The organism is Flavobacterium sp. 103 (assembly GCF_003096795.1).
Lineage (GTDB): Bacteria > Bacteroidota > Bacteroidia > Flavobacteriales > Flavobacteriaceae > Flavobacterium.
Map to the genome: position 1 here is coordinate 3628876 of NZ_QENX01000001.1, position 22021 is coordinate 3650896.

25 protein-coding genes are annotated in these 22021 nt (G+C 32.7%); 9 read left to right on the top strand and 16 right to left on the bottom strand.

All coding sequences use genetic code 11. The features are described from left to right. Window positions 1-40 precede the first annotated feature (40 nt). From recN to C8C85_RS15425, 7 genes are all read left to right on the top strand, one after another. Window positions 41-1693: a DNA repair protein RecN gene (gene recN / locus C8C85_RS15395; protein WP_116797854.1), complete on the top strand. Its 1653-nt coding sequence runs from the start codon at window positions 41-43 to the stop codon at window positions 1691-1693. A gap of 92 nt (window positions 1694-1785) precedes the next feature. Then, the gene (gene fabV / locus C8C85_RS15400; RefSeq protein ID WP_116797855.1) at window positions 1786-2976 is read left to right on the top strand and encodes an enoyl-ACP reductase FabV; all 1191 of its coding nucleotides are present in this window, start codon (window positions 1786-1788) and stop codon (window positions 2974-2976) included. Between the two features lie 257 nt (window positions 2977-3233). Beyond that, window positions 3234-4040, top strand: a complete 807-nt coding sequence (locus tag C8C85_RS15405; RefSeq protein ID WP_116797856.1) for an enoyl-ACP reductase — start codon at window positions 3234-3236, stop codon at window positions 4038-4040. Between the two features lie 124 nt (window positions 4041-4164). Then, window positions 4165-5163, top strand: coding sequence for a glycosyltransferase (locus C8C85_RS15410; protein WP_116797857.1), 999 nt, complete (start codon window positions 4165-4167; stop codon window positions 5161-5163). Between the two features lies 1 nt (window position 5164). After that, the gene (coaE, locus tag C8C85_RS15415) at window positions 5165-5761 is read left to right on the top strand and encodes a dephospho-CoA kinase (protein WP_116797858.1); all 597 of its coding nucleotides are present in this window, start codon (window positions 5165-5167) and stop codon (window positions 5759-5761) included. A 59-nt stretch (window positions 5762-5820) separates the two neighbouring features. Next, window positions 5821-7404 carry a sensor histidine kinase gene (locus C8C85_RS15420; RefSeq protein ID WP_116797859.1) on the top strand — a complete coding sequence of 528 codons (1584 nt, stop codon included), beginning with the start codon at window positions 5821-5823 and terminating at the stop codon, window positions 7402-7404. A 3-nt stretch (window positions 7405-7407) separates the two neighbouring features. Then, entirely contained in the window at window positions 7408-8118 is a 711-nt protein-coding gene (locus C8C85_RS15425) for a response regulator transcription factor (RefSeq protein WP_116797860.1), read from the top strand. Window positions 8119-8167: 49 nt separating this feature from the next. Here the strand turns inward: C8C85_RS15425 and C8C85_RS15430 are convergent, their stop codons facing one another. From C8C85_RS15430 to C8C85_RS15470, 9 genes are all read right to left on the bottom strand, one after another. After that, window positions 8168-8908, bottom strand: a complete 741-nt coding sequence (locus tag C8C85_RS15430) for an acyl-[acyl-carrier-protein] thioesterase (protein WP_116797861.1) — start codon at window positions 8906-8908, stop codon at window positions 8168-8170. 56 nt (window positions 8909-8964) lie between these two features. Further along, on the bottom strand, window positions 8965-9888 hold the full coding sequence (gene miaA / locus C8C85_RS15435; RefSeq protein WP_116797862.1) for a tRNA (adenosine(37)-N6)-dimethylallyltransferase MiaA: 924 nt from the start codon (window positions 9886-9888) through the stop codon (window positions 8965-8967). Window positions 9889-10040: 152 nt separating this feature from the next. Next, complete coding sequence (locus tag C8C85_RS15440; protein ID WP_116797863.1) at window positions 10041-10889, bottom strand: ion transporter; 849 nt, start codon at window positions 10887-10889, stop codon at window positions 10041-10043. Between the two features lie 9 nt (window positions 10890-10898). Next, window positions 10899-12260, bottom strand: a complete 1362-nt coding sequence (locus tag C8C85_RS15445) for an exonuclease domain-containing protein (RefSeq protein WP_116797864.1) — start codon at window positions 12258-12260, stop codon at window positions 10899-10901. 59 nt (window positions 12261-12319) lie between these two features. Beyond that, on the bottom strand, window positions 12320-12691 hold the full coding sequence (locus C8C85_RS15450) for a four helix bundle protein (protein ID WP_116797865.1): 372 nt from the start codon (window positions 12689-12691) through the stop codon (window positions 12320-12322). Window positions 12692-12742: 51 nt separating this feature from the next. Beyond that, window positions 12743-13402 (bottom strand): YggS family pyridoxal phosphate-dependent enzyme, encoded by a 660-nt coding sequence (locus C8C85_RS15455; RefSeq protein ID WP_116797866.1) that lies wholly within the window; start codon window positions 13400-13402, stop codon window positions 12743-12745. Continuing rightward, window positions 13403-13873 (bottom strand): HIT family protein, encoded by a 471-nt coding sequence (locus C8C85_RS15460; protein ID WP_116797867.1) that lies wholly within the window; start codon window positions 13871-13873, stop codon window positions 13403-13405. It lies immediately after the preceding gene. 27 nt (window positions 13874-13900) lie between these two features. Then, window positions 13901-14788 (bottom strand): 3-hydroxyacyl-CoA dehydrogenase family protein, encoded by an 888-nt coding sequence (locus C8C85_RS15465; RefSeq protein ID WP_116797868.1) that lies wholly within the window; start codon window positions 14786-14788, stop codon window positions 13901-13903. Between the two features lie 91 nt (window positions 14789-14879). After that, window positions 14880-15845 (bottom strand): Gfo/Idh/MocA family protein, encoded by a 966-nt coding sequence (locus C8C85_RS15470; RefSeq protein WP_116797869.1) that lies wholly within the window; start codon window positions 15843-15845, stop codon window positions 14880-14882. Between the two features lie 165 nt (window positions 15846-16010). Here C8C85_RS15470 and C8C85_RS15475 point away from each other — a divergent pair, with 165 nt between their 5' ends. Continuing rightward, window positions 16011-16652 carry a protein-L-isoaspartate(D-aspartate) O-methyltransferase gene (locus C8C85_RS15475; protein WP_116797870.1) on the top strand — a complete coding sequence of 214 codons (642 nt, stop codon included), beginning with the start codon at window positions 16011-16013 and terminating at the stop codon, window positions 16650-16652. An 85-nt stretch (window positions 16653-16737) separates the two neighbouring features. Here the strand turns inward: C8C85_RS15475 and C8C85_RS15480 are convergent, their stop codons facing one another. After that, window positions 16738-17406: a hypothetical protein gene (locus C8C85_RS15480; RefSeq protein ID WP_116797871.1), complete on the bottom strand. Its 669-nt coding sequence runs from the start codon at window positions 17404-17406 to the stop codon at window positions 16738-16740. 93 nt (window positions 17407-17499) lie between these two features. Then, a complete protein-coding gene (gene smpB, locus C8C85_RS15485; protein ID WP_116797872.1) occupies window positions 17500-17952 on the bottom strand; it encodes an SsrA-binding protein SmpB in 453 nt (150 codons plus the stop codon). A 70-nt stretch (window positions 17953-18022) separates the two neighbouring features. Between smpB and C8C85_RS15490 the strand changes: the two genes are divergently transcribed. Then, window positions 18023-18256 carry a VF530 family DNA-binding protein gene (locus C8C85_RS15490; protein ID WP_116797873.1) on the top strand — a complete coding sequence of 78 codons (234 nt, stop codon included), beginning with the start codon at window positions 18023-18025 and terminating at the stop codon, window positions 18254-18256. 124 nt (window positions 18257-18380) lie between these two features. Here C8C85_RS15490 and C8C85_RS15495 read toward each other — a convergent pair whose 3' ends face one another. The 5 genes from C8C85_RS15495 to C8C85_RS15515 all read right to left on the bottom strand — a co-directional run bounded on the left by C8C85_RS15495 (window position 18381) and on the right by C8C85_RS15515 (window position 21944). Continuing rightward, window positions 18381-19019: a class I SAM-dependent methyltransferase gene (locus C8C85_RS15495; protein WP_116797874.1), complete on the bottom strand. Its 639-nt coding sequence runs from the start codon at window positions 19017-19019 to the stop codon at window positions 18381-18383. 25 nt (window positions 19020-19044) lie between these two features. Continuing rightward, the gene (locus C8C85_RS15500; RefSeq protein WP_116797875.1) at window positions 19045-19494 is read right to left on the bottom strand and encodes a GNAT family N-acetyltransferase; all 450 of its coding nucleotides are present in this window, start codon (window positions 19492-19494) and stop codon (window positions 19045-19047) included. A 42-nt stretch (window positions 19495-19536) separates the two neighbouring features. Then, the gene (locus C8C85_RS15505) at window positions 19537-20088 is read right to left on the bottom strand and encodes a GNAT family N-acetyltransferase (protein WP_116797876.1); all 552 of its coding nucleotides are present in this window, start codon (window positions 20086-20088) and stop codon (window positions 19537-19539) included. Then, the gene (locus C8C85_RS15510; protein WP_116797877.1) at window positions 20088-21029 is read right to left on the bottom strand and encodes an alpha/beta fold hydrolase; all 942 of its coding nucleotides are present in this window, start codon (window positions 21027-21029) and stop codon (window positions 20088-20090) included. Before C8C85_RS15510 ends, C8C85_RS15505 begins: the two co-directional genes overlap by 1 nt. A 63-nt stretch (window positions 21030-21092) precedes the next feature. Then, on the bottom strand, window positions 21093-21944 hold the full coding sequence (locus tag C8C85_RS15515; RefSeq protein ID WP_116797878.1) for an aldose 1-epimerase family protein: 852 nt from the start codon (window positions 21942-21944) through the stop codon (window positions 21093-21095). Between the last annotated feature and the right edge of the window lie 77 nt (window positions 21945-22021).

The following is a 22021-nucleotide window of genomic DNA, read 5'->3' on the forward strand; positions in this document are numbered from 1 at the left end:
TTTCTTTTATTTAATCCAACCTACTCGTAAAATTTCAAAAATGATAACTTCACTAGCTATAAAAAACTATGCTTTAATCGAAAAATTGACAATCGATTTTTCGAAAGGATTTTCAATAATTACTGGGGAAACAGGAGCTGGGAAATCTATAATATTAGGAGCTTTAGGTTTGGCTTTGGGGAAAAGAGCCGATTTGACTTCGCTTAAAAATAAAGAAGAAAAATGTGTGATTGAGGCCCATTTTGATATATCCAAATACAATTTGCTGCCTTTTTTTGATGCCAATGATCTGGACTACGAACCAGAAACAATCATTCGAAGAGAAATTTTACCTTCCGGAAAATCCAGAGCTTTTATAAATGACAGCCCTGTTAATTTGCAGGAGTTACAAGAGTTGAGTTTGTATTTAATAGATATTCATTCACAACAGCAAACTCAAGAGTTGTCTGATGAGAATGTTCAATTCAAAATTATTGATGCTATCGCTGGTAATTTAGATACAATTGTGACTTATCAATCGATCTTGAAAAACTATAAGGCGAATAAGTCCAAATTAAATGCCTTAACCAAAAGAAAATCTGAAGCCTCAAAAGAGCAAGAATACAATACTTTTCTTTTGGAAGAATTAATGTCTGCCAAACTAAAATCGGGTGAGCAAGAATTTCTGGAGGAAAATTATGAGCAATTGAATAATGTAGAAATTATCAAAGAAGCACTCGATAAATCGTTGGCTATTGCCAATGAAGAACAAATTGGGGTCTTTCATAATTTGAACGAAATAAAAAATGCGATTCAGAAAATTGCTCTTTTCTCTGCTGATTATAATTTGCTATTTGAAAGGATAACAAGTTTGAAAATCGAGTTTGAAGATATTACAACTGAGCTTAATCGCTGTTCCGAAAAATTAATAAATGATCCTGAGCAATTAAATTTGATTAATCAGAAATTGCAGTTGATTTATAATTTACAAAAGAAACATCAGGTAAAAACTGTGGATGAGTTATTGGACATTCAATCCAAATTGGAAAACTCAGTATTGGAATTGGGGAATATTGATGAAGAGATCGCAAAACTAACCGAATTGGTTGATGGTAATATCAAGGAACTAGACCAAATTTGTGACACTATACATAAGAATAGGTTGGAAGCGATTCCACTTTTGTCACAAAAATTAATATCCATTTTAGAGACCTTGGGAATGCCTAATGTGCGTTTCAATATGGAATTAAAAAGCACTTCAACATACTTTGAAAATGGAAAAGACGAGTTACAATTTTTAATTTCTGCCAATAAAGGAACTGATTTTGGGCTGTTGAAAAAAGTGGCTTCTGGTGGTGAAATGTCTAGAATTATGCTTGCTGTGAAGGCAATTTTAGCTCAATATTCAAAATTACCAACATTGATTTTTGATGAGATTGACACAGGTGTTTCCGGGGAGATTGCCAATAGAATGGGAGAGATTATGAAAGAAATGAGTACTCAGATGCAAATATTTGCCATAACCCATTTACCTCAAATTGCCGCTAAGGGTAATGAGCATTTTAAAGTGTTTAAATCTACTGTTGGAGATGATACTCAATCAGAATTGAAATTATTGACAGTCGATGAACGAGTTGTGGAAATTGCACAAATGTTGTCTGGAACTGTTATTTCAGATTCGGCCTTAAATCACGCAAAAGCCTTGTTGAACTAAATAATTGGACTATATTTGCCCATTCAATTTTAAAAGCTTTAAACGATTCAATTAATTGAAAATATATAATATAAATTAACGTACAGACTAATATGATTATAGAACCAAGAATGAGAGGATTTATTTGTTTGACAGCCCAACCAAAAGGATGCGAACAAAGTGTTAAAAATCAGATTGAATATGTAAAATCAAAAGGAACTATAGCCGGAGCTAAGAAAGTATTGGTTATCGGTGCTTCAACTGGTTTTGGTTTGGCTTCAAGAATTACAAGTGCTTTTGGTTCTGACGCCGCTACAATTGGTGTATTTTTTGAAAAAGAACCTGCAGAAGGAAAAACAGCTTCACCAGGATGGTACAATTCGGCTGCTTTTGAAAAAGAGGCTCAAAAAGCTGGTTTGTATGCAAAAAGTATTAACGGAGATGCTTTTTCAAATGAAGTAAAAAGACAAACCTTAGATCTTATTAAAGCTGATTTAGGTCAAGTTGACTTAATTATATACAGTCTTGCTTCACCAGTAAGATTAAATCCAAACACAGGTGTTTTACACCGTTCAGTTTTGAAACCTATCGGAAGTACTTTTACAAATAAAACGGTTGATTTTCATACTGGAAAAGTTTCTGATATTTCTATAGAACCTTGTACTGATGAAGATATTGCCAATACGGTAGCGGTAATGGGTGGTGAAGATTGGGCTATGTGGATTGATGCTTTGAAAGCTGAAAATTTATTGGCTCCAGGCGCTACAACTGTTGCTTATTCATACATCGGGCCATCATTAACTGAGGCTGTTTATAGAAAAGGAACAATTGGTCGTGCCAAAGATCACTTGGAAGCTACAGCATTCACGATTACTGATAGTTTAGCGGATATCAACGGTAAAGCTTATGTTTCTGTGAATAAAGCTTTGGTAACCCAAGCAAGTTCCGCTATTCCGGTTATTCCATTGTATATTTCTTTATTGTATAAAATAATGAAAGAAAAAGGAATTCACGAAGGATGTATCGAACAAATTCAACGTTTGTACCAACAAAGACTATATACAGGAGAGCCAATGATTACTGATGAAAAAGGAAGAATCCGTATAGACGACTGGGAAATGCGTGAAGATGTTCAGGCTCAAGTGGCAAAACTTTGGTTGGAAGCTACAACTGAGAATCTAGCTGAATTAGGAGATTTAGAAGGATACAGAAGTGATTTCTACAATCTGTTTGGTTTTGGATTTGATGGTGTGGATTATAAAGCAGACACAAACGAAATGGTTGCTATTCCAAGTATTGGGTAATTAGCAAACAATATTTATAATTTTCAAAAACACCTTATTACTTGATGGTTTAAAATCAAGAGAATAAGGTGTTTTTTATTGAGTAGATTCTAAGTTTCTAAGAGGCTAAGTCACTAAGATTTATTAGGAATTTAGAAAGACAAATTAATTATCTGGAGACTTGAGAATTTATATGCAAAAGTTTAGAAAAGTATGACTTTTTTCTAAGCTTAGAATCTTAGTGACTTAGTCTCTTAGCAACTATTAAAAAATCATTTATGTATAATTTATTAAAAGGAAAAAGAGGAATTATTTTTGGTGCTTTAGACGAAAATTCAATAGCTTGGAAAACAGCCGAACGTATTCATGAAGAAGGAGGGGTTTTTGTTTTGACAAATGCTCCTGCAGCAATGCGATTGGGAAATATTGATTCATTGGCAGAAAAAATTGGATGCCAAATAATTCCAGCTGACGCAACTTCGGTTACTGATTTAGAAGTATTGGTTGATAAAGCGGTTGAGATTTTAGGAGGTAAAATTGATTTTGTTTTGCACTCGATAGGTATGTCGGTTAATGTTAGAAAAGGAAATCATTACACGAATCAAAATTATGAGTATACCGAAAAAGGCTGGAATGTTTCTGCGGTTTCTTTTCATAAACTGATGCAGGTATTGTATAAAAAAGATGCCATGAACGAGTGGGGTAGTATCATTGCTTTATCCTATATGGCTGCGCAGCGTGTTTTTCCAGATTATAATGACATGGCAGATAATAAGGCTTTTCTAGAATCTATTGCTCGTAGTTTTGGGTATTTCTTTGGAAGGGATAAAAAAGTGAGAGTAAATACCATTTCGCAATCGCCAACTGCCACTAGAGCTGGACAAGGAGTTAAAGGATTTGGAGGTTTTATTGCTTTTGCTGATAAAATGTCTCCTCTAGGCAATGCAACAGCTGCAGAATGTGCAGATTATATAGTTGTTATGTTTTCGGATTTGACTAGAAAAGTAACTTTGCAAAACTTATTGCACGACGGTGGATTCTCCAATATGGGAGTTAGCCAGGAAGTTATGGAAATGTTTGAATAGGGATATAAACAGTTTGTAGTATAAAAACCATCATTATTTATTTGATGGTTTTTTTATTGATAAAGAGTACCTTTGCCCAAAAATTAAATTAAACGAATAAAAAAATAATAACCCAATTACTATTATGTTGTTTTCATTGATCATTCCCGTTTATAATCGCCCTGATGAAGTAGATGAATTATTAGAAAGTTTAGCAAAATCAACCTATGAAGAAATTTTTGAAATTGTATTGATAGAGGATGGTTCTACAATTCGATGTCAAGACGTTGCAAAAAAATATGGTGATAGACTGGATATTTCATACTACTATAAAGAAAACTCTGGTCCAGGCGATTCCAGAAACTACGGAATGAATAAGGCTAGGGGGGATTATTATATCATTTTCGATTCTGATTGCATTATACCCAGTAATTATTTGAATGAAGTTGATAAAGCCTTAAAAGAAAATTATGTGGACTGTTTTGGTGGTCCGGATAAAGCTTTGGATAGTTTTTCGGATATTCAAAAAGCCATCAATTTTGCAATGACCTCTTTTCTTACTACGGGAGGAATCCGAGGCGGTTCGGAAAAAATAGGAAAATTTCAACCCAGAAGTTTTAATATGGGAATTTCGCGTAAGGCATTCGAAGTTTCAAAAGGCTTTGGTAATATTCATCCTGGAGAAGATCCAGATTTGTCAATCCGTTTGTGGAACTTAGGTTTTGAAACCAGACTTTTTTCGAAAGCATTTGTTTATCACAAAAGGAGAATTGATTGGGAAAAATTTTCTGTGCAAGTAAATAAATTTGGTAAAGCCAGACCAATACTAAATAGTTGGTATCCAGAATATAATAAATTAACTTTTTTCTTCCCAACGGTTTTTATAATAGGATTTTTTGTATCTTTAGTATTGTTGGTTTTTAATCAAGATATTCTGCTTAAATTTTATTTTGGCTACTTTTTGGCATTATTTTTGTTATCTTCTATTCAGAATAAAAGTGTTAAAATTGGCTATTTATCAATTATTGCAGTTTGGAAACAGTTTTATGGATATGGTATTGGATTTTTAAAGTCTTATGTTAAAGTAATAATTTTAAAACAAGACCCAAAGGAAGCTTTTCCTGAATTGTTTTTTAAAATATAATATGACTAAAATAATTGGTTTAACTGGAGGTATTGGGAGCGGTAAAACTACCGTTGCCAATGAATTTTTATCTCTTGGAGTTCCAGTTTATATTACAGATCTGGAGGCCAAAAAATTGATGCAGTCTGATTCTGTTTTGAAACAAATTAAAGAAGAATTTGGAAGCGCAGTTTTTGATAAAGGTGTTTTGCTTAGGGATAAACTATCCGAAATTGTTTTCAATGATGACAAAAGATTAGGAAAGCTTAACAGTATTGTGCATCCTGCAGTGAAACAACATTTCAGAGAATGGCTTTTGGAACATCAAAATAATCCGTTTGTTATTTACGAAAGTGCAATTTTATTTGAAAGCGGCAGTTATAAAGAGTGTGACTATATTATAAATGTTGTAGCTCCTCTTGAAATTAGGATTCAAAGAGTTATTGAAAGAGATAAAACGACACGCGAAAAAGTTTTGGAAAGAATAAAAAATCAATGGAATGATGAGGAAAAATCATCAAAAAGTGATTTTATTATTAAAAACACTAGTATGGAGGCGATAAAGCCTGAAATTGTTAAAATTCTTAAATTTTTAGGAATTAAACAAATGAAGTCTTAAATGTTAATCTTTGGTTAATGCTTTATCTATTATATTGTTAAAATACTAATTTTGCTTGAATGAATAAATTATTTTTTAGATTACTTGTATTGTTAATGAGTTTATCCTTGATAGGGATAATTCTTGTGCAGGTATATTGGTTTAATACTTCATTTAAGAATAATGATGAACAATTTAAGTTTCATGTTAAGCAGGTAATTGGTAATGTTGCTGAAAAACTGCAGAATCGAGAAGCTTATAGTTTTTATGATAAGTACAACCATTATAAAGATAGTACGGGTAAAATTCCTAAAAGGGATGATTTATTAGAATTTTATTATGTTCAAAAAAATCCAAAGACTAATCAGACTATAATTTATTCGAATAGTATAATATCCGAAGACTTTAAAATTTCTGCAGGACTTTTTGATAAAAAATTTGACACTGAAAGTTTTAAAAACTTCAATTCTAGAAGGGTTACTGAAGTTTATAATAAAAACAGCCTTGATAATTCCGGCATACAGCAGAGCTTGATTCCGGATGTGAAAATTGAAAAATCGGGTAATTTAGACATATTGGATAATGCTCAATTTGAGATTTTCTTTAAAGATATTGCTTCTGCAATGCCTCTTCAAGAAAGAATTTCAAAGGAAGTTTTAAGAGAAATCATTAAAAAGGAATTAGAAGAATATGGTGTAAAAACCAAGTTTGAGTTTGGAATTTTAAGTAATGGAATACAAACTAAAGTAAAATCTGATAATTTCATGTATGTTAAGGATGCCACTTATTCGATTCCAGTTTTCACAGATAATGAGGGAAATGAAAAATATAAATTATTGGTTTATTTCCCACACAAAAAGAAGTTTTTACTGTCTGAATTGGTAAGTATTACGATTTTGTCCATCATATTTACGTTAATTATTATAATCGCTTATACCACTGCTTTAAATCAGTTGATTCGTCAAAGACAAATTTCTGAGATTAAGACTGATTTTATCAATAATATGACGCATGAGTTTAAAACACCAATTGCAACAATAAATCTTGCTTTAGACGCGATTCGAAATCCGAAGATCATTGAAGACAAAGAGAAAGTGTTTAAGTACCTCGAAATGATTCGGGACGAAAACAAACGAATGCATGCCCAAGTAGAAAATGTATTAAGGATTTCTAAATTAGAAAAGAAAGAATTAAATATTATAAAGGAATCAAGTGATATCGAAGAAGTTATAAATGATGCTATTGAACATGTTAACTTGATCTTAGAAGATAGAGAAGGAACTATTGATATTCATTTTGGAGCTATAAGAAAAACAGTTTTACTGAATGATGTCCATTTTACGAATGTAATAGTCAATATTTTGGAAAATGCCATAAAATATACTCCTGGTATTCCTAAAATTGACATTTATACTGAAAATATCAAGGACATGGTTCTTATTAAAATAAAAGATAATGGCGTGGGTATGAGTAAAATTGCTCAAAAAAGAATTTTTGAAAAATTTTATAGAGAACATACCGGAGACATACATAATGTAAAAGGACATGGTTTAGGTCTAGCTTATGTAAAAAGAATTGTAGACGACCATAATGGTCAAATATATGTAGAAAGTGAAAAGGGAAAAGGAAGTACCTTCATTATAAAATTACCTTTAATAAATTAGAGTATGGAAAACACAAATAAAAAAATACTATTAGTAGAAGATGACCTTAATTTTGGTGCAGTTCTAAAAGACTATTTAATGCTAAATGATTTTGATGTTGTTTTAGCTAAAAATGGTATGGAAGGTTTTGAAAAATTCAAGAAGGATTCCTATGATTTATGCATTCTTGATGTGATGATGCCATACAAAGATGGGTATACTTTAGCAAAAGAAATAAGAGAAAAGAACAATGATGTGCCTATCATTTTTCTTACTGCAAAGTCAATGAAAGAGGATGTGTTGAAAGGCTATAAAGCTGGTGCAGATGATTATTTGAACAAACCTTTTGATTCTGAAGTTTTATTGATGAAAATTAAAGCCATCATACAAAGAAAAGCATCTGATGTAAAAACAGAAGCGGTTCAATTTGAATTTAATGTTGGTAAGTTTCATCTTAATTCGAAACTTCGTTTCTTAACGTTTAATAACGAAGAACCTATTAAGTTGTCTCCAAAAGAGAATGAACTACTTAAAATGTTGATTTTGCATGAAAATGATTTGATGCCAAGGGAATTGGCTTTAACAAAAATATGGAGAGATGATAACTATTTTACTTCTAGAAGTATGGATGTTTACATCGCCAAACTAAGAAAGTATTTAAAACAAGACGAGGATGTTGAAATTTTGAACATTCACGGTGAAGGATTCAGATTAGTTGTGAAAGGGAAACAATAGGTCTTGTTAATTCATAAAGAAAAGCTTCGATTAATTTCGAAGCTTTTTTTTATTTCCAATTGAGTTGCAAAGCAAAGCATGTTTTGTCTTCTTTCGTGATGCTAAAAACAACATCATTATCATTTATGCATTCATGAATGATAACTTTATCTTTTAGCGAAAGTTCTTTTAAAAAGTTCATCTCAAAGCTTTTTATTTGTTGGGATAGTATTTTGTTTTCATCGACTAAATCCAAACACCATTCCAAATATTTTACATTGTTGGCGTGATTGACAATGTCTAAATCGGACATGAAAACGGTTCTTTCAAAAATCATCTCTTTTTCTTGGGGTAGATTTATTTTTGAAAAACCCATTTCTGTGGCTTTGTTTTCAGGATACAATTCAAAATGTTGATACGGAAGTGCCAAAGGTTCTGGCCTGCGGGCTTTGGTGTTGAAAACAGCCCAAAAGGTTTCGGATCCCACTATTTTTTTGCCATTGACATGCATTTCTAGTGCACGTACAGAACGGGAATTTTCTAGGGAATTAATCCAGGTTTTTATGGTTACAACGTCTCTCCATTTGGGTAATTCGGTAATTTCAACTCTCATTCTGCTCAAAACCCAAGCTTGGTTAAATTCCTGCATATCTGTAAAGCTAATTCCTCCCACTTCGGAGTGAGCAGCAGCTGTTAATTGCAAAAGATTGCATAAATCAGTGTATTTTAAATAGCCATTTGGAGTACATTGGGTAAAATTGATTTCCCAATCTTTACTCAATATGGAAGTGAAATTTGGATCTATTGGCATGGAAATTTAAGATTTAAGATTGCAGAATTAAGATTTTAGAAAAAAGAAAATAGAATTTAGATTTTTGTTTGATTATCTATATATTCAATTATTTCCTTTCGTTCCGTTAAATAGTCAAACCATTTGGTGTTTTCTTTACGTTTGAACCAAGTGAGTTGGCGTTTTGAAAATCGGCGGGTGTTTTTTTTGATTTCTTCAATAGCAAAAGGGAGTGTAAATTCTCCATCAAAATATCCGAATAATTCTCGATAGCCAACCGTTTGCAAAGCGTTTAATTCTTTGTGTTCGTATAAAGCTTGAGCTTCGGCCAAAACTCCTTGATTAAGCATTATATCTACCCTTTGGTTTATTCTTTCGTAAATCACGTTTCTGTCTGCTTCAAGGCCAATGATGATAGGCATGAAATTTCGATTGTTTTTCTTTTGATTTAAAAAAGAGGAATAGGGTTTTCCTGTTCCAAGGCAGACTTCTATAAATCGCATCATACGTTGCGGGTTTTGCAAGGTTTGTGGGTTTTCGGAAGTTATTTTTTGAAAATAGATTGGATCAAGAGTTTCTAATTGTTTTTGTAAATATTCAATTCCTTGATTTTCATAATTTAAATTCACGTTTTCCCGAATGGAGGAATCTATGGTTGGAAATTCATCAAACCCTTTTAAAATGGCATCTACATATAATCCAGAACCGCCAACAAGAACTACGTAATCATTGTTTTGGAATAATTCTTCTATTTTTAATAGTGCTTCTTTTTCAAAATCACCTACAGTGTAATTATCAAAAATGGATTTGTTTTGAATGAAATGGTGTGTTGCTGATGCCAATTCTCCTGGATTGGGCACAGCTGTTCCAATAGTCATTTCTTTGAAAAACTGTCGGCTGTCGCAGGAAATAATTTGACAATTATAGTGTTTGGCCAGGTCGATGCTTAAGGCTGTTTTTCCTATGGCTGTTGGTCCGACGATGGTAATTAAGTATTTCATATTTTTTTTGATAGCCCAGATGGTAACGAAAACCCCGGAGTTATTCCAGTTTGTTTTTCTTGGTATAAAAGAGCGACTGAAAGAAGCTCCTTTTATTCCTTAGAAAAACTGCTGGAATAATGAGGAGTTGTAGTGTACAGCTGGATTAGCTCCTAATTATTATTGTTTAATTTGTTTCCGCAACTGTAGCAAAATTTAGCTTCTTTATTTAGAGTGAATGTGCCACATGATGAACAAGCAGTTTTAATCGTGTCTAAGTCTGTTTCTTGATTGGTATTTCTTTTTGCAAATTCGGCAGTTACAATTCCGGTAGGAACGGCAATGATTCCATATCCTAGTATCATAACCAATGCGGCTAAAAATTGACCTAGGGGAGTTTGAGGGGAAATGTCACCATAGCCAACGGTTGTTAAGGTTACAATAGTCCAGTAAATACTCATGGGAATACTTGTAAAACCACTTTCTTTGCTTTCTACAATGTACATGATTGATCCAATTATAATGGTGCTGATAAGTACAAAATAAATAAAGACTATAATTTTTCCTCTACTGGCATTGAGAGCCTCTTTCATGTGTAAGGATTGGCTTGTAAATTTGGGGTGATTGAGGATTTTGAATAACCGTAATAATCGCAATGCCCGAATTACTGACAATATTCTTGTTCCAGGGAAAAATAGAGATAAATACATTGGTAATGTCGCAATTAAATCTATTAGGCCGTAAAAACTGAATATGTATCTTATAGGTTTGTCAATAGAAATTATTCGTAAGATGTATTCAAGAGTGAAAAAAATGGTAATGACCCATTCAAATAAAACAAGTTGATTGTGGTATTTTGCATCAAAACCTTCTACTGTTTCCATCATTACTAAAAAGACACTCAATAGAATAACTCCTAAAAGAATCAAATCAAATAATCTACCAGCTCTTGTGTTTGTTCCGTAGATTATAATTTGAGTTTTTTGTCTGAAAACACCATATTTTGACTTTACTTTTTCCAATTATGATTATTAAAAACTAATAATTTTCATTACTCTATGTTTTCTTAAATAACCTTGAATGTAAGTTCGGGTGTTTCTGTTATTTGGTATTGGGACCAGGATGTTTTTTAGGATTTCGGGGTTTATGATTTGATAATTTAAATCATAAAATGCGTATCCTTTGCAAATTCCTTTTTCTATTAATATTGCACTGTGTTCACCTGTTTTTCTTCCTCTGTCAATGATAATCATGTTTTTGTTGTCGAAAAGGTTTTTGTCGATGAAAACCTGAACTCTTGAATTGTATTCTTCGGATGTTATTTGTCCGAAACAAGCGCCATCACATTGATTGTTTTCATGTTGGGTGCAAGGAGTTTTTGAATTGGAAAGACCGGTAAGTTTTGGGCACAGTTGATAGCTTTCTGTAATGCGATTGAGAGCGTTTTTTCCTTCCTGTTGGTTGGCAAATGCCGTTATTTCTTTTTTACGGCCATCGGCTTTTTGAAGTTTTAAATTCAAATATCCATTTGGATCTTTTTCAGCATAAATAGCCCATGAGAAAGTATTCTTGCGAGCCATTCGGTTATATATGGGACTATTTTTCTTTATTTCCTCGGATTCTTTTAATAATGCAATCAATTCACTTCCAGTTTCCTCAAAAGTAACTGTGAATACTTCTGCTTGGATTTTCTTGGAACTTTTGGTTATACCTGTAAAATGCTGATTGACTCTTTTTTTGATGTTTTTGCTTTGTCCAATAAATATAATACTGCCATCTTCGCGATGAATGTAGTAAATTCCGGTTTTGGAAGGTAGGCTTTCGATAATATCCAATAATTTTGGAGATACTCCTTTGATAACTTCAAACTTGATTAGCTCTTTGGTGATGGTTTTTTCGAGGTCTTTGTCCAAAAGCATCTTGAAAAGTTTAACTGTCGCCATGGCATCACCGCTAGCCCTGTGTCTGTCGGCCATAGGAATTCCTAGTGCACGTACCAGTTTGCCTAAGCTATGTGAGGGCTGTTCCGGTAATAGACGTTGGGATAATTCTACGGTACAAAGGGTTTTAATGTTGAAATCATACCCGAGACGACGAAATTCGGTACGTAGAATTCGATAGTCAAAAGAGGCATTGTGTGCAACAAGTACGCAGTCGTTTGTCATTTCAATAATGCGTTTGGCCACTTCAAAAAACTTTGGAGCGCTACGAAGCATTTCATTGTTTATGCCAGTGAGTTTGACTACAAACGGCTGAATGGGAATTTCTGGATTGATTAAACTGATGAACTGGTCTACGATTTCATGTCCATCAAATTTATAGATAGCAATCTCCGTTATCCCTTCTTCGTTGAATTGTCCTCCTGTGGTTTCTATGTCGAGTATTGCGTACATGTTAAATATCAAAAATCAATTACAATATCAAAAATCAATCTTAAATTTTTTAATTGATTTTACATTCTCTTATTATTCATCATTTTTGAAGAAATAGCTATTAATTCTTCAACTTCAGTTAATAAATCATTTCTTTCATCTTCAATTCCAGCCTTTATATAATCAAGAATTTTTAATGAATTTCTAGATTCTTTAAGTTCTTTTATACTTAATGAAATTTTAAAAATAAAATCTTTGTCAGTAATCGTACCTTGAGCTTCACCATAATTTAAGGAAGAACTGCCTGATGATCTAATGAGTTGATTTTTATAGTAATCATGTTCAAATGTTTTTTCTAATTTACGACTAAAAATAATGCACTCTCCAGCAAATCTTACTAATCGGTCTTCAAAATTGAATATTTTAGGAAATTTTGGTTTATTGATATTCATTTTTTAAAATTGATTTTTGCTATTGCCATTGATTTTTGCCATTGTATAATTTTATCGTCCTCCAAAGATACTACTTCCAATCCGAACCATTGTACTGCCACATGCAATTGCTAATTGATAATCGCCAGACATTCCCATTGAAACAGTTTGTAGTTTGCAGTTTGCAGTTTGCAGTGATTGCAATCCATCAAAAATTGATTTCAAATGCGTAAATTCTTTTTTGATTTGGTTTTGATTATCGGTGAAAGTCGCCATTCCCATTAATCCCATAATTCGGATGTTTTTCATTTCTTTAAAAGTGGGTGAGGCTAGTAGTGTAGAGAGTTCTTCTTCGTCAAGACCAAATTTTGATTCTTCTTCGGCGATGTATATTTGTAGCAAACAATCAATAACTCGATTGTTTTTTAAGGCTTGTTTATTGATTTCTTCCAATAATTTCAAGCTGTCCACCCCGTGAATCAAACTCACGAAAGGAGCCATAAATTTGACCTTATTGGTTTGTACATGTCCAATCATGTGCCATTGGATATCTTTTGGCATTTGCTCCCATTTATCGACCATTTCCTGAATTTTGTTTTCGCCAAAAATGCGTTGACCAGCATTATAGGCTTCCATTAAATCGGGAACGGGTTTGGTTTTGGAAACAGCTACCAAAGTAACATGCTCCGGAAGAGTCGATTTTATATTTTGCAAATTAGATTGAATGCTCATCTATGTTAGTTTAATTTCAGTTCTTAATTTTTCAGCAAGTTGAAAATTTTCATTTGCCCTTAATTCATTATTTCCAAATTTTAAAAATCGTCTTTTTAAATCATAAACACCAGGAAAGCTAGCTATTATTCTGTCTTTTAATGAATCACAAGGCACAATATGAATATGACAATGAAAGACTGATTGTCCTGCTTCTTTATTTACAGCAGTCCAAATTCTGAGACCTTTATTTTTAAAAGCACTTTGCATCGCTTTACTTACCAGATTTAATATAGGAACTAATCTTGCAGAATGCTCATCAGTAAGTTCTAATATGTTTTTTAAATGCTTTTTAGGTATTAATAAACAAATTGACCCAACTGCTGTTTTTCTATATTTATCAGTCAGAATGATAAAGTCGTTATCCTCATAAATGATTTCCTCATTTATTCGGTCACCTTTAATTATCTGGCAAAAACGACATTCTTCCATTTGCAGAGCAAAATTAAAATAAAGAGATTAAACAAACTGTTTCGAAATCTTTTCAGCTTTTTTACTTTCGCTATAGTCATAGAAACCTTCACCTGATTTCACTCCTAATTTTCCTGCTCTCACCATATTTACCAATAACGGACAAGGAGCATATTTTGGATTTTTGAAACCGTCGTACATTACATTTAAGATGGCAAGACATACATCAAGACCAATGAAATCGGCTAGTTGTAAAGGTCCCATCGGATGTCCCATTCCCAGTTTCATAACGGTGTCAATTTCATAAACACCTGCAACTTTGTTGTATAAGGTTTCGATTGCTTCATTAATCATTGGCATCAAAATTCTATTGGCAACAAAGCCCGGATAATCGTTCACTTCTACGGGAACTTTGCCAAGTTTTTCGGATAGCTTCATGATGATGTTCGTCACCTCGTCACTTGTGTTGTAACCACGAATGATTTCTACCAATTTCATAATTGGCACTGGATTCATAAAGTGCATTCCTATTACACGTTCTGGATGTGCTACTACGGCTCCAATTTGAGTAATCGAAATAGATGAAGTATTAGTCGCTAAAATAGTATTGTGAGAACAAGCTTCGTTTAATTGCTTGAAAATGTTTAGTTTTAATTCTACATTTTCGGTTGCGGCTTCAACTACCAAATCAACACCAACAACACCATCTTTTATATCGGTATACGTAATAATATTGGTAATTGTTTTGGCTTTATCATCTTCGGTTATAGTTCCTTTTGAAACCATTCGATCTAGATTGGCTGCTATTGTTGCCATTCCTTTATCTAACGATTTTTCTGAAACATCAATTAATTTTACGGTGAAACCACTTTGTGCAAAAGTATGAGCTATTCCGTTACCCATTGTTCCTGCTCCGATTACAGCTATAATTTTCATTTTTTTGTATTTAAAAGTTAAAAAAGTTTAAAATTTAAAGACCGATGATTGACTTTAAACTTTAAACTTTCAATGTGTATTTTTTTAGTTTCTATTTTTTAAAACAATCTATAATTTGATAGGCAACTCTCAAAGCTTCTGTAGCTTGTTCCAAAGTAACTACTGGTATAGTATCGTTATTGATAGCATCAGCAAATGATTCCAATTCGTCAAGTATCGCGTTGTTTTGTTCTACATCAGGATTTGAGAAATAAATTTGTTTTTTTACTCCCTCGGCATTTTGTAAAATCATATCAAAATCACCAGGAACTTCTGGAGCATCTTTCATTTTTACCACTTCACATCTTTTTTCCAGAAAATCAACTGAGATATAGGCGTCTTTTTGAAAAAAGCGAGATTTACGCATGTTTTTCATTGAAATTCGGCTCGCAGTTAAATTAGCAACACAGCCATTTTCGAATTCAATTCTGGCATTGGCAATATCCGGAGTGTCACTTATTACAGAAACTCCACTGGCATTTATGTTTTTTACTTTTGATTGAACTACACTCAAGATGGCGTCAATATCGTGTATCATTAAATCCAAAACGACAGGAACATCAGTTCCACGAGGATTGAATTCAGCCAATCGGTGTGTTTCGATAAACATTGGGTTTTCAATCATATTCTTGGTTGCAATAAATGCTGGATTGAACCTCTCAACATGCCCAACTTGTCCTTTTACATTATATTCTTTGGCAAGGGCAATGATTTCTTCGGCTTCTTCAACCGTATTGGAAATGGGTTTTTCTATAAAAACGTGTTTACCCGATTTGATGGCTACCTTGGCACATTTATAATGGGAAAGTGTAGGGGTGACAATATCAATAACATCAACTGCGTGAATTAATGTTGCTATAGTACTGAAATTTTTATATCCAAATTCTTTGCTTATTTTTTCAGCGTTTTCTTGATTGGGGTCATAAAAACCGACTAATTCATACTTCTCAGATTGTTGTAATAAACGCAAATGTATTTTACCTAGATGCCCAGCACCCAATACTCCAATTTTCAGCATAATAAAGTTGTTTCCACAAAAATAGTAATAAATTAAGAAATTCCAATTTATAAAAATACTAAATTCAGCTGATATGTATTATTATTTAGATTGTGAATTAGGTTTTATTTTGGATTGGAAATTGATTTAGTTTTCTATTTTTGTTCTATAATAAAACCTTAAATTTTGAAAGATACAGCCAAGCATCAAGGACTTCGAAATCAATTAGTAACCGTTTTGCAGAAAAAGGGTATTATTGATAAGAATGTCTTGGAAGCTATTAAAAAAATCCCGCGTCATTTATTTTTAAATTCAAGTTTTGAAGATTATGCCTATCAGGATAAGGCTTTTCCTATTGCTGCAGGTCAGACTATTTCCCAACCTTATACAGTTGCTTTTCAAACTCAGTTATTAGAAATAAAAAAAGGGCATAAAGTTTTGGAAATTGGGACAGGTTCTGGTTATCAAACGGCCGTTTTGTGTTTGGTGGGTGCTCAGGTATTTAGCATAGAAAGACAAAATGAATTGTTCAAACAAACATCAGCTTTATTACCTAAACTTGGCATTCGTCCCAAACATCTTTCTTTTGGTGATGGTTATAAAGGGCTACCTAATCACGCTCCTTTTGACAGTATCATTGTTACTGCGGGTGCACCTATTATCCCACAACCGCTAATGGCACAGCTCAAAATAGGAGGAAGGCTCGTTATTCCATTGGGAGAGGATATTCAAATTATGACACTGTTAATTCGAATCAATGAAACGCAATTTGAAAAACACGAATTTGGAGAGTTTCGTTTTGTTCCTTTATTAGAAGATAAAAATTAAAAAAGTACACCATATAAAAAAAAGCAACACTAAATTTTCAGTGTTGCTTTTTTTTTCAATCCTTTTTAGGAAAAAGAACTATATTTTATTTTGATTTAGGAGCCATATAACCATCAGCTCTCATTTGTTGCACGCAAGCTTCCATGATTTCATCAACGGTAGTGTTTACATCAGATACATCAAGTGATTTTGTAGTGGCACTCCAAACTAATTTATTGTTTTTCAAGTCGAAAATATTGGTTTCGATGTAGTAATAAGTGTTTTCTTGATAGTATCCAGGGGAGTAATAAGCTGGAGCATAAGCACCATACCATCCACCAAATCCTGCACCATAGCCCATGCCGTAACCACCTACATAGCCATATCCCATACCAGGATATCCCATACCGCTATAGTAGTTTGTTGTTCCAGGAACATATTGTGTTTCTTTATCAGCTTTAATGAAACGCATAGTAATAGCTCCGTCAAAACCTTCAGATTGAACAATGCTTATTTTCTGTTCTTGAGTAAGGTTTAAATTTTGCTGATTTAAATAATTATAAGAGGGGTTTAATACCGATGGGTTTATGGAAGCAATTCTATTTTCTGTAGACCTTCTAGTGCTTTCGTCTTTTGCTAATGCAACTACCAATACTTTTTTGAATTGTTCTTTAGCAAGTGTCGCATTAGGATCTCTCCAACTGGATACAATTGATGTATTACTTCCGCAACTTGCTAAGCATACACTGATTAAAGTGATAAATAATTTTTTCATAGTTTGTTTGTTTTTCGTTATAATGTAAGTAAAAGTAATTATAATTTGAAAATAAAAACTATGAAAAGAGGTTAAATTTTAATCCGAATTGCTCTAATATGCTTTTTTTATTCTGTCTAAGTCTCTTTTAGTGTCTTGTTCCTTAAGTGATTCTCTTTTGTCGTATGTTTTTTTACCTCTGCAAAGTCCGATTTGTAGTTTGGCTAAGCCTTTTTCGTTAGTAAACAGTTTCAACGGAACTATGGTAAGTCCTTTGGCTTGTACACTTCGAGCCAGTCCTTTTAATTCTCTTTTGTTTAAAAGTAGTTTACGCTCACTTCGAGCTGCATGATTGAATTGATTTCCAAAACTATATTCTTCAATGTAAGTATTGATGGCAAAAAGTTCATTGTTGCTAAATTCGCAGAAGCTTTCGGTGATATTTGCTTTTCCTAATCGAATGGATTTTATTTCGGTTCCAGCCAAAACAATTCCAGCGGTATAGGTTTCAAGGATTTCATAATCGAAACGAGCTCTTTTATTGAGTATGTTGACAGTTTTTTGCATAGTTGGGCAAATTTAGGAACTAATTAATGAAAGACCAATTGTTTTTAGGAAAATGCTATAAATTTGCATCATGGAAAAACAACAGTCAAAAGATCCGCTTCACGGAGTCACACTTCAAAAAATAGTGGAAACATTAGTGGAATATTATGGATTTGATACCTTGGGAGAATTGATTAAAATAAAATCGTTCAATGAAAATCCGAGTGTGAAATCAAGCCTCACCTTTTTGCGAAAAACAGATTGGGCCAGAAAACAAGTCGAGGAACTGTATCTAAAAACCATTCCAAAAATACAATCCAAATAATTAGAAGCTATTTCCAGCTGTCCACTATATCTGTTGTCCCAAACCCTGGGACAACAGGATGCCGTTTCCATCTGGGCTAGGGGATTGGTTTTCATAAGAAAGATTAGTGTATTGTAACGAGTAATTATTTTCTACCTATTAATTGAAATCCATTAGCAATATTACCATTCATTGTTTTTACAATTAGAGGCTTTTCTATTAAAGTTTCAAAATCTTTGGTCAATATTTTAATCCACTCTTTTGTGTGATGACGAAACGTGGCTCCTTCAGGAAGTTTGAAAACACCATAATTGTTTTCGTCTCCATTTAAATATTCATAGCGTTCAACTTCAACTGATTTTTCTTGTATATAGTAATCGCTTATGTAGATTATGCCACCTTTTCTAAGTTTAGACAATAGTAAATTTATCAAACTACTTTGTCCTGCATTGGAAGGTATGCAAGTTAAAACAGCAAAAAGAATGATGCAGTCAACAGAATTATCTTTAAGTTTCAGATCAGTCGGATTTTCAATATGGTGAAGAGAAAGATTATTTTCGGATATTCCTCTGGCAATTAATTCTTTTGAAGTGTCAAACCCAGAAACATTTTCAAAACCTAAATCCGACAACTCTTTTACAATTCTGCCATATCCACATCCAAAGTCAACAATTATGCTTTGTTTGTTTAAAAATTGATTTATTAATTCGGTGTCTATCGGATGTGTAAAAGTTTTGATTTCGGCTACTTCGTCCCAATATTCTTTTTGATTGTCTAAATCCATTTTGGATGTTTTTTGATACGTTACTCTAAAGACTCATTTCCATAATTGGCATAAACCTGTTTTTTATTGAAGTTTCGAATTCGCCAATTTTTTTGAATCCAATTTTTAGATAAAAATTTTCTGCATTTGGTTCAGAATCTAGAGTTATCTTTTCAAATCCCTCATTTTTCATTCGATCTAAAAAATCGGTCATCAAGTATTTCCCAAATCCTTTTCCAATATATTCTGGTAAAATAAATAAGTTGTCAAGTATTACATTCTTTTCCTCTTTTATGATATAAGAATAATAACCAATTATTTTATTGTCATTTACCAATGTGAAGACACAATTGGTTTCAATATAGGCAGCGGAAATGGTCAGGTTGTTATTCCACTTTAAAATTTGCTCTTCAGAATATCCCCAATATGCTTTTGACTTTTTTGTTATTTCTGTCAAAATTTCATTGTCATTTATACTTGCTTTCTTGATTTTCATTTTTTTAAATTAAAGCAATTATACTTTATCAGACATTTAAAATTATTTATTCAAAAGTGAATAGATCATCGAATCAAGAAAACGACCTTCGTAATATTCATTTTCAATCAGGTGCGCTTCTTTTACAAAGCCATTTTTTATTAAAACCTTTTCGGATCCTTTATTTTCAGGATCCAAAACAGCTTCTATGGAATGCAGTTTCATATCCTTAAAACCATATTCTACGACCCTTTGTAATGCTTCCGATACGATTCCTTTTCCATTGTATTCCGGAAATAGCATATAGCCTACTTCAGCTCTGTAATGTTCCGGTTTCATTCGGTAATAACCAATGATTCCTAAAAGTTTTTCCGGCTCTTCCAGAAAGTAAATCCCCCAGTTGATACCAATTCCACTTTCTATTTTGTCATCAAACATAGCTATGAGTTGCAAGGCATCTTCTTTGGTTTTAAGATAAGGTCTCGGAATGTATTTCATAACTTCATCATTCGAACGTAATGATAAAATTGCGTCAGCATCATTTGCTTTTACTTGTCTTAATGATAAACGTTTAGTTTCAAGATTTGGAAAAGGTGAAAAGTTTATATCTAACATTATTCGGTTTTATTTAAAAATTCAACAACTTTTTTATTTGTATTTTCAGATTGATCAATGGACATAAAATGGCCTGCATTTTTGATAACTGCAGTTTCTACATTAGGGATAAATTTGTGTGCTTTAGTAAGTGTTTTTTCGTTATTCACAATATCATGATCACCAATCAAAATCAAGACAGGAATCTTCAGCGACTTCAATTCTTTTTTGGAAAACGGCATCATGTTTAATAAACGGGGTTTGCTATTGCCATATTTGTAAGCAAGATAAAGCTGATTTTTGAATACAGAGCTAATTCCATCAGGATAATAGGAAAATGCGTTAAAAAATCTATCTGTGCTTTTTGGGCTTGGAAACATTTTAAGATTTATTCCGGTAAGGACTTTTCCTAAGTTTGCAACTCCGCCAAAAGTTTGCGCGGGACTTAACAGAATTATTTTTTTTATTAAGTTGTTGGGCTGTATGGCTAAATAGGTCGCCATCCACCCGCCTCTTGACACTCCTAATAAATTAATATTTTCCATTTTAAAGTGCTTAAAAATCTCGTTGTAAAATAAAGCGGCCTGTTTATTGGTTAATTTTATGGAATTTGAAACTGACTTTCCTGCTTCCAAAGGGAAGTCAATGGCATAAACTCTATATGTTGCACTAAATTCTTTTACATTCGGATACCACATTGTGGAACTTGCATCTGTACCATGAAATAAAATCAAAGGCTCGCCTGTTTTTGGACCACTAACGATGATATGAGCACTACCATAATTTGTTGCGACATCTAATTCTTCAAACGGGACATCCCATAATTTTAATGTTTCGTCGTATGATTTAATATATAACTCTTTTTTATGTAAAGAATCAAACACATAATCAGGTACTATTTTAAAACTGGAACAACCTACTAATAAGAATATAGTGAGCGATAAAAAAATGAAATTACGCATGGATTTTTAATTACGAATTTCGGTTGTTTGATTTTATTTAAGTATTATAGTTTTATAAATTTCTTATATAATTATGATACTGAAAAGAGAATGAAAAATACCGTTTGCTTCCAATATTTGGATGCCTTCTTTTTCGAAAAGATTGCCTGATTTATCAATGGTGTCAGAATAGCCAAACCAAGGTTCTATACATATAAAAGGCGCATTCGATGGAGTCCAGATTCCTAAATCCGGAAAATCAGAATAGCTTACTTTCAAAAACGGTTTGGATTTTTCCAAAATAGTTATCGATTTGGAGGCTATTTTTTTGAAAACCAAAGCATCGTTAGCAAACAATTCGTAATTCAAATGCAATTCATTTTCATCCAAATGCAATTCATCGGTAGTATCCGAAATCAAGCCATCTTTCAATAAATAATAGTTTAAGGTTTCGTTTTTCTCGAAAACCAAACTGTAATTTTCAAAATTTCCAGGCAAATCAAATGCTGGATGAGCTCCAATAGAAAACGGCATTTTTGTTTCACCATTATTGAATACTTTGTACTCTATTTTTAAGGATTTGTTTTCCAAAGTATAAATTAAGTGTAAATCAAAATCGAATGGATATTTCTCCTTGGTTTCTGGAGATGAAACTAATGAGAAAGTGGCACTGGTTTCTTGTTTGTCAATCAATTCAAATTCCATTTCACGGGCAAAACCGTGACGGGATAAGTGATATTGAATATTGTCATGTTGGTATGAATTGTCTTTTAGAGTACCTACAATTGGGAATAAAACAGGAGAATGTTTTCCCCAAAATTCTGGGTTTCCACTCCAAATGTATTCTTTGTTGGAATTGTCTTTTAAGGAACATAATTCGGCTCCAGTATGTTTTATTTGAGCAGTTAAATAGGAGTTGGATATAGTTGTGGTCACAATAATAGTTGTTTTTTGATGTTAAAATTAGTGTTGTAAAGATATTTTATAATTCTTGTTTTAAGAAAGAAAACAGA